At 34.4% G+C, this 16886-nt stretch carries 6 protein-coding genes; all 6 read right to left on the bottom strand.

The annotated features are described in order from the left end of the window. Window positions 1-2: 2 nt before the first annotated feature. Entirely contained in the window at window positions 3-4598 is a 4596-nt protein-coding gene (locus tag ACT29I_RS07210; protein WP_444793079.1) for a sacsin N-terminal ATP-binding-like domain-containing protein, read from the bottom strand. 13 nt (window positions 4599-4611) lie between these two features. After that, window positions 4612-5079, bottom strand: a complete 468-nt coding sequence (gene tnpA / locus ACT29I_RS07205) for an IS200/IS605 family transposase (protein ID WP_444793078.1) — start codon at window positions 5077-5079, stop codon at window positions 4612-4614. A gap of 262 nt (window positions 5080-5341) precedes the next feature. Beyond that, window positions 5342-10219, bottom strand: coding sequence for an Eco57I restriction-modification methylase domain-containing protein (locus ACT29I_RS07200; protein ID WP_444793077.1), 4878 nt, complete (start codon window positions 10217-10219; stop codon window positions 5342-5344). 3 nt (window positions 10220-10222) lie between these two features. Beyond that, entirely contained in the window at window positions 10223-10606 is a 384-nt protein-coding gene (locus ACT29I_RS07195) for a four helix bundle protein (RefSeq protein ID WP_444793076.1), read from the bottom strand. 26 nt (window positions 10607-10632) lie between these two features. Beyond that, on the bottom strand, window positions 10633-13506 hold the full coding sequence (locus ACT29I_RS07190) for a helicase-related protein (RefSeq protein WP_444793075.1): 2874 nt from the start codon (window positions 13504-13506) through the stop codon (window positions 10633-10635). Between the two features lie 644 nt (window positions 13507-14150). Continuing rightward, window positions 14151-16850 (bottom strand): CHC2 zinc finger domain-containing protein, encoded by a 2700-nt coding sequence (locus tag ACT29I_RS07185; protein WP_444793074.1) that lies wholly within the window; start codon window positions 16848-16850, stop codon window positions 14151-14153. Window positions 16851-16886: the final 36 nt, after the last annotated feature.

The following is a 16886-nucleotide window of genomic DNA, read 5'->3' as shown; positions in this document are numbered from 1 at the left end:
GTTTATTCATTTATATTATACGAAATCTTATATTCCGATGGTTCTGCAAAAAACGTTGAGTTATTTCCAAAACTCTCTTCTTGAAAATCAAATGGCTTTTCTATGATATGAATTGTTTCATCATTTACGATGGCAATATCATATTTTTCTCTATTCTCTTTCATTATTGCTGTTTCCTTTTCAGCTTTACTCAAAAAGAAGAAGCCACCTGAATCTTTTTTCACTTCAAGGTAACGCCATTCGTTACAACCTTTCTTTTTATATTCTAAATCATAATGTTTTACGTCCCTTTTCTTTGCAATATTCCTAACCTCATAGCCATTTTTAGTCAACGCTTTAACAACATCTTTTTCTTTACGTTTACCAACTGCTACCTTCTTTTTATCACCTTTTGAGTTGTGAGAATGTGACCCTGACGACTTGATATTGCCTCCCTTTGAAGGTTTTGCTTTAGATAAACTGCTATTAAAAATGGTCAATTCATCATCATCTTCACCTTTTGCACTACCTTCAATTGAGTGATTGTTATGTTCTTCAAGATTATCGAGATGAGTTTTTATAATATCCTCATTCCCTTCAAAGAAAATCAGACTATGAATATGTGGCAATTCATCTTTAAGTATATTTTCCATATCCTCAATATCATGCCCATAGCGATATTTTTTAAATAACTCAGTGTAGAGATTTATTATTTCAGGTATTCCTTCATCTTCTTCCTTTAGAATTACACCATATTTGCTTTTTGCAAAATTCCTAATTGCTGTGTTGTAGTTTGGAGATAAATTATACTTGCTATCATTCAGAAAATTATCAAAACTATTCAATATAACAGCATCATCAAATTCAATGCTCTGTTTAAAAAAAGCCTTCTTTAACTCTTGATTGTCGGATTCGTTTGCCTGTTCCCAAAGGTTGTATTCAAACTGCTTTGAATAGTTTCTAATGCCATTATTGAGATTCTCTTTGTGCCACGGTATTAATGTATCGTCAGTTATTAAACTCTCTAAGGCTATTGGTTTCATTTCCGAAAGCCATGATAAAAACTTTATACCGTATTTAGTACCTAAATCCGAGAAATCTATTTTTTGATAATAGTCAGGGAACTTATTTTCCAACATTAGCTGAATGCTGTTCTTAAAATCGTTCTCATCAGATATGTCAATATCAATTTTGTCAGGGAATACTTTCATCCAAAACTGTTGTTCTTCTATTGATATTCCTAACAACTTTCGGGCTTCGGTTAAATACTTCTCAAGTTCATCTGTTTTTATGAGGTGAGCTGTTTCGATTAACCCATCTTTAAATATTCGCCTAAAAGTATTTTTTAAGTCTTGAACTTTAAAAACAATACAACACATTTCGGCAATAGCATCACAGAACAAAGGGTCTTGCTGCAAATATTCCAATGATACTTCTTGATTACATTTTAAAATGAAAGTGTTTCCATCAGGGATAAAGTCGTAATTTTCTAAATGTTCAGGTATTTTATTATCGAATTCTATAGTAGCCTGACAAACCAAGTTAATGACAAAAGGTTTAAGCAGGTTTACTTCGTTTTTTCGACTTTGGTTTTGTTTTAATGATTGGAGACGATAACAAAGTAGATACGGTTTTATTTTATTAATGTAGTTGCCTAATTCTTCATCTAATCTATTTGTTTTGCTAACGTTAATTTTAATGTCCTTTATAACGTTTTTAATTAGCTCCACTCCAAAAAAACGACTGATATTTTTCTCACCAATTCGACTTGGAAGATTAATGTACCAATACTTATCTAATGTTTTTTGAGGCAATAGTTTATTATCTGAATAGAAGACATCTTTAGCTTCAATTGCTTGTAAATCTTTACCGATTCCTCCTTTGCGAGAAAAATACTTTACATCTGTAATATCTATTTTCCAACCACTTAGTTTTTCCTCGTTTGCTTTAAAATACTCATTTACCAACTTATAAAATTCCTGGCTATTAGACGCATTTTCAGAATGCTCACCAAATATTTTTAGAGCATTTATTACGCTTTCAATTGGCAGTTTATTAAACGAAGTTTTAACGCCTAATTTTTTAGCTAAAAGAACCTGTTTGTTGGCAATGTCTCCATCAACTGTTTCATCCAATTCAATTTGGGTGATTTCAGGTATCTTGGGCAGATTCTTATCAATTATAAATGTATTAAAATCAAATGCCGTGTTAAACTGATATACGATAAAGCTTGGAGCTTTATGAACAGGTTTTTCATATTCATTACCATATTTTGTATAAAACTCAGCATCGTTCAGAATCGAATCAAACAACTGATTATTTTTTATCAATAGCCTGAATAGCTTCTTTACATCTAACTGTTTTACCTGGTCAATATTGGAAACTTTAAGGAAATTATTACATGCATAGTATGTGATTTTTTCGGGTAGTTTGATTTGACTACGAACAAATTTGGCATAACTCCAATTGTGATCTTTATGATGTTCTTCTCTTTTCTCCTTTTCTAATATTACATCCTCATTAACTCCTAACCATAGAAAGAAGCTTTCAAAAAAATCTTCGTTATCTGAATCTAAGCCTAAAATATCTGCTCCGGCTATATATGTATCATCATCATAAACCCCCTCAAATATAAATTCAGTTTCTACTCCTGAATTATATTCTTTTCCAAAAAATAATTCATTCGCAAATCTGACTGTTAAATTACGAGTTATAATAGGTATCGCTTTTATTGCAGTCAATTTCCCACGTCTATCGGGATTGCTCAGGAAAATTGAAAACAGAGTTTTAAGCATTTCATTTACTGTGTCAAGATTGCTTTGAGCATCTTCAAGTACCCGATTAGTTTGTTTTACAATTAAGTCTATTACATCTATAATATCATCTGAACCAATATTGACTATATCCTTTAATAACCTCTTTATTGCACGGGAAGGACCAGTTTCATTGTCTTGCCTTGCATTGTTAATGTCATCTGCTAACTGTTTCTTTATTTCACTATATAGCTTTGTTGATATAAAGGCAATATCATCAATATAACTTGGTAATTCATAAGAAATATCTTCGGTGTCTTTAGTGAAAACTTGTTTTGAAGCACTTACAATCTCACCGGAATTGTCGAGCAATAGAGGTAGATTTTTATGGCTAGAATGAATTTCATCAAAGTAGCTTATTAAGCTGCCTTTTTTAATTAATAAACCAATAAGCTGTGTTCTGGCTTCAATATTTAATGATGGATTTATTGTTTCTATGATGTTTTCCCATTCTTCAAAACTATACCTGCCTTTAATGATAACTTCATTATTGTCCTTTGCTTTCACCAATCGAGGAAAGTAATCGCCAAGTTTATTATCCAAAACCCAATTAGAGAAATCATCACCATGGAATACAGCATTATCAATGCTTACATAGGAATCATCGACACATGGATAAATAGATTCTTCATCACGAAAGTTCTGAAGCATATCATAGAATTCACTCAATAACTCATTGGTGTTCTTACTTTGCGGTAAAAGAAATACATAGGGTTGCCAGCTTGCAGGTGTTTTGCATAGTTGCGATAGTGCTGTATCTTTCATTAATTGTGCAACATGCTTTAAAATTGTTTGATTCTCGCCATTATCTGACGTATTCAAATAATTACGTGTTGGGTCAAGGTCGAATGTTGCATGAATAAGAAATGGTAAATTCGTAGGAACTGCCGTTGGAAAGTAAGTATAGAATTTTGAATCTGTATCGGATAAATTATCCTTCCACGCCAATTTTATTCTGTAATATCTATCATTTTCTTGTGTCTTATCAAAATAAACATCACCTGTATCTTTAATGTTCCAAGCTCCGTCATTGGTAACAACTAATTCATCGTTGCTTGCTTCTTCATTTACTCTTATTTCAGTATTACGATTTTCGTCAACATAATCAACCCTAATAACTCGTATATGATTTAAAAAAAGTAAAAGTTTGGTGTTTAATTGTTGTAGCTGCTTTTTAATATCTTCTTCCTTTTCTTTAAGGTAATGAAGTTCAACGCTTGTAGAGAATTGTTCTTCTTCATTATTTTCTACAATCTTTGGCATTGAAAGAACAGCTAATGGAACTTCACCCTTATCTAAATGCTCTTTATTATCAGCAAATAATGTTTTTTGTAGGTCTGCGTTTGGAACAAGCTTATTAAATGATTCAACAGCCAGTTGCTTTGAGAAAGAAATTATACACCCTTGTGTAAATAGTTTTATTTCATGCACCCAATTTAGTACAGAGCGAAATCCTAAGCCTTTGTTTCCAATAAACTCACGACCTTTGCTTGAGGTATTTGCTATTAATAATGAACCTATTCCATCTATTGAAAATGGTGCTCCATGATTGGATACACGTAAAATGTTTTTTTGAGTATCTAATTGAATATTAACTATACATTCACCATTATTGTACCCATGTAAAGCATCATCACAATTTTGTAACAATTCAAGTATCTGTCTTCCATTATAGGACTTAGTAGTAGCCTTCTCCATCCTAAAGTCAGCCGTGATTCGCTTGGGTTGTTTGTAGGTTTCAATATTCGACTGCCTTAAAGCGCACACACCTTCAATAAACTGTATGTTTGTTGCAACTTCGTTCATTTCTTTTGTAGTACTATACATCATCAACCCATTCAAATAGATATTCGTTTTTGAATTCGATTTCAAAAGCTTTTAAAAAGGAAAGGTATTCTTGTTTAAATGTTTTCTTTTTATGGTGTTGCTTTTGGTTTTCGATGTATTGAATTACATCGCCCAATTGTGAGTGGTTGTACGAGAAGGCTCCGAATCCTTCTTGCCAATGAAAATTGAAATTGGTAAATCGTTTTTCTTTTATGAATTCGTTGGACGATTTTTTAACCTCGCGCACCAAATCGGACAGGCAACATGTTGGTTTCATTCCGATAAAAAAGTGAATGTGATTTGAGGTGCCATTTATGGCGAGCATTTTCTGTCCCTTGTTTTGTACGGTGCCGGTTATATATTTGAATAGTTCCTCTTCCCATGTTTTGGCAATGAGGCTATCGCGGTTTTTTACGGCAAAAACCACCTGAATGTAAATTTGGGTAAATGTATCGGCCATAGTTTATATTTTTTCAGGTTTATTATTTATGGTTTGTAATAATCTCGGAGGGATTGTATGTATATAGAAAATATGATTGTAACAAAGGTGCGACACGGGCCGGGGTCGAATGTTCCGTATCGTTCTTTTTTCTATATACATGCGACTTCTCCGAAGTCGGGTTTAATTCATTTATCATTGTTCTATAAACATATGACCTCGTTGAGGTCGTGGTTAATGTTTTCAATGTCATTCTATATTCATTCAACATCTCCAACCTTGTTTATTTGTTAAATATTTTCTCAAAATGTTCCCAAGCCACCTTGTAATCTTCAACTCTATCACACTTATCAAATGGGGCATGGTAGCTTACTTTTTTGCCGTGGTACAATTCGCTTTTTTCGATGGTGTGTTCGTAGATTTCTCCGGCTTTTAGGTCTTTTATGGTGTTCCATACAGGGCGGTCAACACCTACGCCTGTAAGCCCTTTACTGCATGTAAATACAATGTTTCCTTTGGTATCGTACCAGGTATCGTCTTCGTTTTGCTGCAATACCGGGAACTGCACATTATAAATCAAGATTAACTCATCCAAGGTTAAGCCCAAAGCCATGGCGGTAATTACATCAATTTCAACTAAAGCTAATCTTCGTTCGTACCAATTGCGTAGCGGAATTTCCCACTTCCATTCAGGAGTTAAAGAGCTAAAAGGTTTTAATCGATTATCGCTTCTACTCCAACTATCATTTATATACTCATCCTGCCAATTGCGTTCCCATAAAGGAGCATAGTATTTGTTTAGGCAGTTGAGTTGTAAGGTTCGGACAAATAATTGAGGAATGAATTTTTGCTCAATACCTAAAGGCAAAGAATTTAAGTTACTTGCTCTAAAGTCTCCTTTCCCTATGGATTTTATAAAAAAATCGTATAAAGTGGAAGAAGAAATACCTGCCAACTCTATTAAACTCGATTCCTCTTTAAAAATAACTGAATTAATGGTGTTGACATGTCCTGTTTTGGGTAAAGCAATTGTTGTTTGAAAACTCCTTTCACCAGCAAGGTTAACCATTCTACTCCAGATTAATTTAAAAGAATCAAAATAAGGTTCATCATTAAATCCAAGAATTCGACTTTTAAATGTGTCAATGTCTTCTGATGGAATAAAATTAGTTAAAGGTAGAAAGTCGTCTTCTATATTTGTTGATACGATTATATCGTAATCACCTTTTTCTTCACAAATTGTTCTTGGTGTTTTATAAAAAGGTTGTCCAACATAAAAGTGTGGGCCACTGTAGATAAATTGATAATTGTCAATTTCTACCTTAGTCGTTTTTCTTTCAAGGATACCATTTATCTGAGCATTCGATTCGTGCCACCCTTCTGTAGCCTTGCATTCAAAATTATTAACAGAAGTAGAGAACTTGCCTATTTTTTCTAAAACACTCATTATTTCCTGGGCATGCACGCTTACTAATTTTGCATCTTCCCATCTATCAGAACCTTCAAAAGTCTGAGCAAGAATTTTCAACTCGTTTTTTGTAAAATGTACTAACCGAGATTTATGAGGTTTTATATTCCATATAAAGGAGTTTGTTGCATCATCCTTTCTCTTAATTCCAGCACAGGCTTCATTACCAGGATGGATAAAACAACCATCAATAGTTGACGGTTGAAATAGATTGTTGATTGATTGAAAATCAGCCTCTTTTGATTTTCCTGAATAAATATGACTACCATATTTTTCACGGTGAGCTACTTCTGCAAATAAATTATAAGCATTTTGGAATTGAAAATGATACTTCAAGCGTTTATAAATTTCTTTCCTTAAAGGTTGCCCTTTGGGGTCATCATAGACACTTTCAGGGTGTATCAATCCTAAATAACCTTTTTCTGAAATCCAGTTAAAACCATTTTCCAAAACACATTTATATAAATTAGTTTGTTGTCCTTTAAGCAAAGGGTAATTTTGAAATGCGTTCATGAAAGTTGAGGATGACTCTATCTCAATAAATTCAGAAAAGTATCCATCTTTCTGGATTTCTATTTCTAGAAAATCTGACTGTAATTTTCTTACTTGAGGTGCTGATACCTTGCGTATTTCTAGTTCAGGAAATGTTTCGCTCATCAAGCCTTTTTCTTCAAAGGTTATTTTTAACCATGGTGGATTACCAACTGCCACATCAAAACCACCCCGTTCTTTAAATACCTCAATAAACTCCAATTGGTAATGGAAAAAGCGGTAGGTTTGGGCGTAAGTGCGCACCAGCTTTAGGCGTTCGTTTTCGTATAGGGTGGTTTTTTGAGCATTGTCAGCTATTTTTTTTGTGATGGTATCGGGGCGCGCTAAGTTATTAGTTATTGGTAATTGGTAATTGGTTGAGTTATTAGTTATTAGTGATTGGTTATTAGAAGAGTCATTAGTAAGTGGTAATTGGGGATTAGGGGCTTCGCCGTAATTGAGAATATACCATATATCGTTGTGCCATTCTTGTCTTGTGGGAAGGTGTTCCGCTTGGCGTACATCCCAAAACCATAAGGCACACCAATAGTCCATTACCATTTTTAATTTAAAATAAGGGGCATTATAATTTAAACGCTCGGCAGCCAATCGTTCTTTTTCTTCGTAGCTTTCCATTCCCAATTCTGGTGCTGGCTCACCAAATAAGGCTACTTTCCCGGCAGTCAATGCGTTTATTCGTTTTTGGTGTTGGTAGTGGTCTTCAATAAGTGTATCAATCTTTGAGCATATCTTTTGTAAAGTTTGAATCTCATCGCCACTCAACGGCTGACAGAATTGATTACGCCACTCACTAACAATTTTATCAAATGCGGCTATCTGCTTTTCTGCCTGTACAGCATTCTCTGTGCTTTCTTCAATGTTGTTCCTAATATCATCTCGTAATAAGCGGATATTGGCAGATGGTAGCATTCCTTTGTCTGGTAATAAGAAATGGTAAATTAGGTCATTGGTTCTTAGTAATTGGTTATTGGTTTTGTGGAACTTTAAATGTTTGGGAGCTTTGCTCCACCATTCCTTTTTTATTGGTTTTTTGCGTTGTGCCGGAGTTCCTGTTTTTGGGTATTCAACATTAATATCCTTAACGTCATAAGCTTTTAACCATGAGCCAACCACCGCATTACCTGTTCCTAAACGGTATCCAAAAAAAGGTGTCTGCATGTCTTTATGGATAACATTAAGCCACAAAGAGAGTTTACCCAACTCAATAGCGGTTGGGTTTAAATCGACACCGTAAACATTATTTAGCGCAATGTATGCTTTTACCTTTTGTGTTTCCTCACGGTATTTATCAGGCGCAACTTTAGTTTTTAATTCAACTTGTCGGTATTGCAAGTACGCTTCTGCCAATTGGTTAATTACCTCATTATGGAAAGCTGCTGCACCCATAGCAGGTTCCAGTATTTTAAGCTCCAATAACTCATGAGCTTTCATTTCACCCTTATCCAATTTTTCAAGAATTGGTTTCAGGGTGTATTTAACCGTGCATTGGGTTAATACTTCCGGGGTATAATACGATGCCGATTTTTGTCGGTCACGTCCACTCAGTCGATAGATAAAAGTACCTTTAGGAATAATTCGTTCTTCGTCAGTTTTACTATCGGTATACACTTCCAAGGCATCAAAATCATCTCTGCGATGGCGTGGCACAAGGTATGAGCCATCGGTATTTACTATCTTTTTAGATGTTTCTTTGGCTTTTCGCTTACGATGCACCTCTATATAATCTGTCTCGGCAAAGAATCCTCGGAAAGCTAAAAGGCTTTCATATACACTACCTAATTGGTTAATGCCAAGGTTGGCATACGATATACGCCCACGAGCTTTTTTGTTTTGTTTCTTCGATAACGATAGTTGGCAAATTACATCTTGCCAAATAACGTTGCGTAGTCTCACATTTGGTAATATTTCCAATTGCTTATCATCAAACATAGGAGAATCTAAATGCCTGATTTTAAAACTGCGATTTGATTTATCCTGTTCTCGATATCCGGAACTTAATAGTTCAAAAAGTCGGTTTAACGAATCGTGAAAGAAGAATCCATTTTGGCTACTTGCCGTATTTAATGGCACTTGCTCCAGGTCACGCAACATTTCTAATGAATAACCATGTTGGTAAATGGCATCATCGGCAGGTAAAATATCAAGGTCATCTCTTGATTCAGCATAAAATAAGAATAGCAAGCGATAAACATAGTTTAAGCACTCATTCTTTAACGTTTCGGCATTTAGGTTAGTGATTAGTCCTTGGTTATTAGTGCTTAGATAATAGACTGCTTCGTTTGCAATGGCTTCAACCGCATGAATAACACCTTCCTTCAAATCTTGTGTAACCTCGTAGGCACTTTTATGGCTGTCTTCATCCAGTTGCTCCATTAATACAATCTCTGATTTTGGAGCAAGGGTTTCTTTTGCTAAAAGGAAATAGAATAAACCATAGTAATCACGCTTTATACTTGCTTCATCGAACAAGCTTTCCAAGTCGAATTCCAAATAACTACCTCTGAACCACTTTTCTTGTTCAAGTATATAATATACATTCCCTGCACACAGCAATATAAATTTAGGTCTGCGATGGGCATCCAACAAAAACAATTGAGATACTGCTTTATTAATAACCATTGGAGATATACTTACTCCGTCAGGTACTTTAAACACATTCTCCCATTGAGAACGGTGGTATTTCTGGGGTGGTGTTTGGGATTCTTCTTCCTCTACATTATATCGCTGTTCAAATAATCCGTCCGGTTCTTCATCGCCCTCTTTAATTAACGATTGCATTTCCATAATCATCAAATGTGGCTGGTTGCCCCTGTATAAGATATTACGAACAGGAAGTGCCGATTTTTCATCTACAAGATACAGTTCCTTGTATTCGGGATTATTGCCATTGTATCCCAAGGCATTTAAGACAATAGTATGGAACTGATGGGTTTCAGTAACCTTATCTTTAATTCTTAAACGTCCTTCAAGTATGGTTTGCTTGTAACGGAAATACTTATCTTTTAAAGCACTAATATTTTTCTGTAATTGCTTTATATCTTCGGCTGCATACCCGGTTTTATCCAATACCTTTTTAATGAAGTCTTCATCAAAATAATTGGATGAGAAATAATCGCCTATATTGTGGATGAACTTTATCATTCTTTAGTGATTAGTGATTGGTTGTTGGTAATTAGTATTTGGGCTAGCTTTCAGCTTTGAACGGTATGCGTTAATCATTTTCTGAAGTTGGTTTAGGTTTATCGAGAATTCATCAACGTTAATTTGATAAACCTCCCTCATAATAATCATTTGGGTTTCTAATTCAAATGCAGAGCCTAATGCTATCTCAATAAAGCGCACCAATTCAATATCGGAAGACCGGGAACAACCTTCTGCAATATTGGATGGCACAGAAACTGCACACCGGTTCATTTGGCTTACTAAACCATATTGTTCGTTTTGAGGTAACTTTTTAGTTAGCCCATATACTTGCTTAACTAATTCGATACCTTTTTTCCATATTTCTAATTTCCTAAAATCTTTCATCCTAATTACCAATTACTAATCACCAATCACTTGTTATAAAAAACAGAAATAACTTTTAAATAAGCATCCTGATTTAGTGAGGTTAAATCTTTAAAATACTGGCTTGATTTTTCAAGAATCGTTTTTATTTCAAGCTCTCTGTCTTCAAATCGTCTTTTAACAAACCCGGTCATGGCTTTATCCTCAAAGTCAATGGACATTTGATTTTTAGCATCACGTTCCCAATTTTTAAGTTTCTCGGTATAAACAGCCATTTGCTTCTCCATTTCAATTTGCATCAATTGCTGTCGTTGCCCCATGTGCATATCAACACCCCACCTAATTACTTCGGGTAATAGGGCAGTTAGTTCCTGAATATCTCCATCGGGAACTTTTAAGGTGACCATCTCATCACTAACATTAAATTTCTTGAAGAAATCTTTTATCATTAAGGGCTGCTCTGCCAAGCCTCCGCTGATAAAAAGTGGAACAACAAAAAAGTCTGATATTACTGCCTGTCCAATATTATTTGAAACCTGGCCATGTATTACATACCAGGCTGTATTTTGTGGTAAATCTTTTAGTTTAGAAACTAAAGCAACGTCTTTATCAACGCTGGCTTCAAGCTTTGTCATTAAATACTTAATAACCGGATGAAGGTCATAAAGCATTTGAAATTTAGCCCATTCTCCTTTTTTCTTGCGTGCTTCTGCAATGGCATTTTGTACCGTATTTTTATCTAATGATAATCGGTAAGGTTCATTAAGCGAAGGTTTAGCTTGACGTGGTAAATCAAATAATACCCGATTTAATTCTTTATTGTTTTTAACCTCAAGGTAGGTTGGGTCTATAAACTCCGCTTCGTCTGCTTCCAATAGGCTATCTGTTTTTAATTGGTCTATCAAGTCTTTAAAATATAGATAGTCCTGTTTATAAAGCGAGTACTCTTCTTCTATCGGTTCTTCTTCAATCAACGATTCTGTAATGTCAGATTCTCCATCGCCAAAAAGTAAGTTAAGGTCAAAATCACCCAAGAAGTCTTCCTCTCCTCCGGCAATCGCTTTCTCAACCTGATTTTCTTCTGATTTAACGTCATAAAGGCTCATCACAGAACCAGCATCACCTAACGTTTTATATACTTCTTCTTCTTTCTTAGTTAGATTTTCGATGATATGTAAGTCTGTTTTTAGCCCTTCCATATCACTTTTTGAAATCAGATAATAGATGTATGGCGTTTGTGTTTGACCATACCTGTCAATTCTACCATTCCTTTGTTCCAAGGTAATTAGTGACCAGGGGATGTCATAATTAAACATTGTGTTACAGTAATAATGTAAGTTAACCCCTTGCGAACCAGCATCGGAAGTGATTAGAATCCTTATGTCAGAATCTTTTTTTCCAAAGTCTTCAACCAATGCTTGTTGCTCAATATCTGTTAATCCGCCATGGAAGGTTTCAATGGCTTTATCGTTGATATTAAAATCTTCTTGAATTTTGGCTTTCAAATACTTGATTGTATCAATTCTTTCGGCAAAAACTACAATTCGATTATCGTTTTTTCTTCCTGACCAACCCAATTCGATAAGCTTTTCTTTGAAAGCATTATACTTTGCATCTTTGCCTTTACTGATAATAGCTTCAAGTTTTGTACACAAATCTTTCAGTAAGTCAATATTGTCTTCAACAGCTTCTGATTTATCGGTTCTTTGTTCTAGCTTTTCAATTCGTCTTTTTAAGCTATTTAAAGCTGCGAGTGGCGAAGACATATAACCCTTAAAAAGACCTATTGAAAACAGTAAGTCCTTTTTTTCTTTAGTATCTGCTTCACCAAATAGATTCTTTCCACCATTATTTTCAACGGCACTAAGGGCATTGTATTTTATCTTTTGCTGAACTTTAAGGAAATCTTCTTCCAAATCACTAAGACTGGCGTGAAGAGGTATTATTTCTCTATCCTGAAAGTTTGAACGTACTTTTTCATCAAGAATGTGCTGTTTGAATCGCCTTACATAGTATGGTTCAACATCTTCTTTTAAATATTCTCCATTTTTTGGTATTGCAGTTGGCTCAATCATGTTTATCAGATTGGCGAAGGTTTGCTTTTTACCGTTATGGGGAGTTGCAGAAGTAAGTACCAGGGATTCACATTTAGTTGCTAAGAATTGAGCTAAATCTCCTCTTTGACTTGAGGCATTGGCAACAGTATGGCACTCATCAATAACAATAATATCCCAATGCGATTTTTCTATGTGATGCCTGAACTTTGCGTTGTTTTTTAGTGTATCTATTGAAACAATAGTTTTGTCGTAATATTCAAAGGGATTCTTATTTGCAGGAAGCTCGGTTTTGATTTGTGCTATTCCATGAGAATCTAACCGAACTAACGGGATAGAAAAACGATTCCAAATTTCTTGTTGAAACTGCGCAAGGATTGATTTTAATGCCAATACCATTATTCGTTTACCTTTTCCTCGTTTCATCATCTCACTCAAGAAGATTCCAACTTCAATAGTCTTACCTAAGCCAACACCATCAGCAATAAGCATTCTTGCACGTGGTAGCTTAAAAGACTTTAATGTAGGGTCGAATTGATAATTGGAAATATCAAACGCTGCTTTATGAGCAACTGTTATTTTTTTAGAATAATTGGTCGAATGCCTTAATTGTGTTTCCAGGAATAATCGGGTTCGTCTATAACCGAAATCAGTATCAGCTACTAATTTCGTTTTGGCAGGGTCTAGTACCTGAATGTCACGGTCAATTTTAGTATCAAACTTAAAGGTTTTTCCTTTTACCAATTCACTTATGCCTTCTGCATCAATTAGGAAAGAACCATCAAAGTTCTCTTTTATGTCTGTAATCAAGAAATCTTCACCTCTTGTGCCTATTCTTGCGCCTGTTACAAATGCGGTTTTATTCATTAATAGCAATAATTACCAAAATACTCAGTGACTTTTGACAAAAATCGGATGTTCTATTGTCAATTAATGTCAAAAATAAGAAAATAAGTCACTAAATAATAAGAAAAGGCAATAAATAGTAATAACATTTAAGCTATTGAGATTAACTATACATTGCTCTATTCTCATTAAATAATGATATGTGCAGCCCAACACTCAAAAAAACATGTTAACCGTGTCAACTTTGTTAACCACGCTTCTAAGTTGCAGTAATTCTGTTATTTAAAGGTTAATGCAAATGCAAATCACATGTTAACCTGTGTTAACCGATTCAAAAACATTTGCTAATTAGAACTATTAATAAGAAATTAAAATATGTAGGTATGTTAACCATGTTTACATCATGTTAACCACTAAATAGTTGTAATACTGAATAATATGACATGTGGTTAACACGGTTAACATAGTTAACAAAGTTTTTCGTTCAACATCTTTTCAAGTTTAATAAGGACAAAAAAAATACCGATTAAAACGGTATTATACCGATTACCAAATAAAATGAGACTTAAATTCGCTCTACTCTTTAAGTCTCTTTATTTGTGTATCGGCATTAACAATTGTAATTTTTAAATATCGCTTAAAGCTCTTTGAAAAAACAATTTGTATTATAAGTTTAGTTCAACATCATTTATTATTATCCCAATGCCTTCGGGTATGTCTTCATATTTAAACCGATAACAGCTCCCCAAAGGTTTTTTATTAATTGCCTTGTCTCTTGACTTCTGAGTTGTATTTTGAATGAAAGATGTATTGCCTTTTGATGTGAGCAATGATTTCAATGAGTTCGCATCCAAATCGTTTAATCCGTTCTTTTTCACATATTCCTTGTAATATGGAAACAGGAGAGGGAATTTTATAAACAGGTTTTTATTTACCGGGTCTTTTAAGTAATGAGTGTTTACCTTAATCTCACTTTTTGGTTGGCTTAGTTTAAAAGCAATTGCTTCCCAAAATATGGTGACATCTTTAATGGTACTGGCCATCTCATTTTGCTTAATTGTATTCTCAATAACGGACTGTTTGTATGTTGAATAATCAAACGGAAGCTCCAAATTGTTTTGTAATAGCTGAACAGAAGTTAGCAATAAAGCTATATGCTTAATCTGTCGGTCAGATATTTCAGTAACAGCCGTTATTTCCGGTTTAAGTTCATAAAATATAGAATCAAACACCGTTTTAAACTTCGTCTCAATTACATTCCTGTATTTTAGAAGTTCCCTGGTTATGTTACAAAAGCCTTGTTCTTTTTCTTTTAAAAGTGTTTTATAAGCATGAGTGCTTTCGTCTGAAAACTTATTGTCCTCAAAATGTAGTACAATCATTCGGGCAAATAATGCAGCTTCAGATGTTGGCAGCTCGTTGCCATCAACCATACAGGCAGAACTAATTTCAAGCGTTGTGGTTTTATTATCGTTACTCTTTTGAGCCATAGTGTAAAGCTCTCCATCGTAGCCAGTTTTAAATACATCAACAGTTTTCTTATCAATGGCATTAGTGTATTCTTTCAGATAATAAAGTGCATTATTTCGTTGTGTAATCGAACGAGAAAAACCTTTATCGGTTGAGTTTAGTAATGATATGCCATGATTTGGCTCGCCAAACAGATGTAGAAAAAAGTTGACAAAATTTGATTTCCCGGCTCCCTGGTCTCCAAAAAGGAACAGGAATGGGAAAAAACCTGTCAATTCAAGTATAAAATCACGATACAAGGCAAGTATGATGAAGGATATACCAATTGCGCCATTAATACCATAAGCTTTATAAATTAGTTCCGACCATTCCTTAAAACTCAGGTTTCCTGCTTTGTATGTAAATTTACGTTGTCCGGAATAGCTTTTATCATCAAGGTTTGTGTATGCAAATGGAGGCAAATAATAGGGAGATTTACCATGATTCACAATGCCAAGCTTATCAGGATATAGCAATTTGTTGTCATGGGTTATTGTGGCATCAGCAAAACAATAGTTTTTTGATTCTCGCTGATAACCAAGCTGATTAACAGCGATGGCATTTTTCTCATTATCGTACAGGTAAGTCAGGATAGTGTCAAGATTTTGTGTGTTCCCAAAGAAAGTTAAGCCACGCCCGGATATGCTACGAATTACTTTCTTAAACTTATCGAGGTTAAGCTCTGAGCTTGTAATTTCATTTACTGTAATCTCTCCGGTATTTCTTTGAAACTTAATCAAGCGTTTGCTTTCTTTTGTGCCATCCATTAAGTGATAAACCGAATCCATCAGGAAGTTGGATAGCTTTCTTTCAACAGGTTTGCTTTTATGAAACTCATTGGCATAGTAACATCCATTTTTCTTATAAAAGTTGTATTCTTCAATGTCGGTTAGTTCATCAATACTAAATTTTGGAATAGGCTTATTAATAATATCTTCCCAAAGCAATTGGTAATTGTTCATATTTTGAAGAAAGTCAACTATTGTTTTATCTTGAAGTAAATCATTGGCATCCTTATTCTCAGGTAATATCAACCTACGAAGCGATTTAATGTCAAAACGGTTGGACAAAATAAAATCTTGATAATACTCAGCACATTTATTTCCTGCACTATCGTTATCCATTGCTAAAACAACTATTTTCCCTTCAATATACTTTTGAAGGATTTTAGGATTCTTGATTTTATTCTCTGTGGAAAACAAAGCTATGGATGAACAGCCTTTCATAGATAATGCATTTACAACGCCCTCCTGTATAAAAACAACATCATAATCAGGATTGTACATTTTATCATAGATGCTGCCGTTTAACGTTCCGTTATTCTTTGCTTTCGGCTTACCCTTTGTAGGATTAATCATCCTGCGGTTAATGAGTTGATTGTTGGCATCAGTAAAAACAATCGCATTAGCGTGTGAATCGTACCAATAACTATCGTCAGGCAAAGCATCAATAAAACTAATTCCACGAGATTTTAGGTACTCTGTAGCTGTTTCTTTTGGATTGTTTTTTATGGCAAAAAGCATTTTTTTGAAAGCACTTGTTACATTTTGTGATGGCTGGAACGTCTCTTTTATACCGAGATATTCCTCCTGTAAATATTTGATCGCCTTATGTTCGTTCCAACCTGAGTTTAGGGAAATCAAGAAATCAATGGTACTGCCACAAGAACCACATGAAAAACATTTGTAGAAATTATTTTTCTTTTTAATGCTAAAAGCCGGAGACTGATTCGTGCCTTTACCGCTACCACAAAAAGGACATTTTTCCAGTTGATTAGTTTTATTGAAGCAAGTTCCGGTTTCCTTTTCAATAAGTGCTTTTATATCAATTTGCTTTACTTTTTCAATTGTCTGCATCTGCAATGTTATTGAGCCATAACCTGGCTGTTTAAA

The sequence above is a fragment of the Saccharicrinis sp. GN24d3 genome (assembly GCF_052400645.1).
Classification (GTDB): domain Bacteria; phylum Bacteroidota; class Bacteroidia; order Bacteroidales; family Marinilabiliaceae; genus Saccharicrinis.
This window is presented reverse-complemented; position numbering and strand designations above follow the sequence as displayed.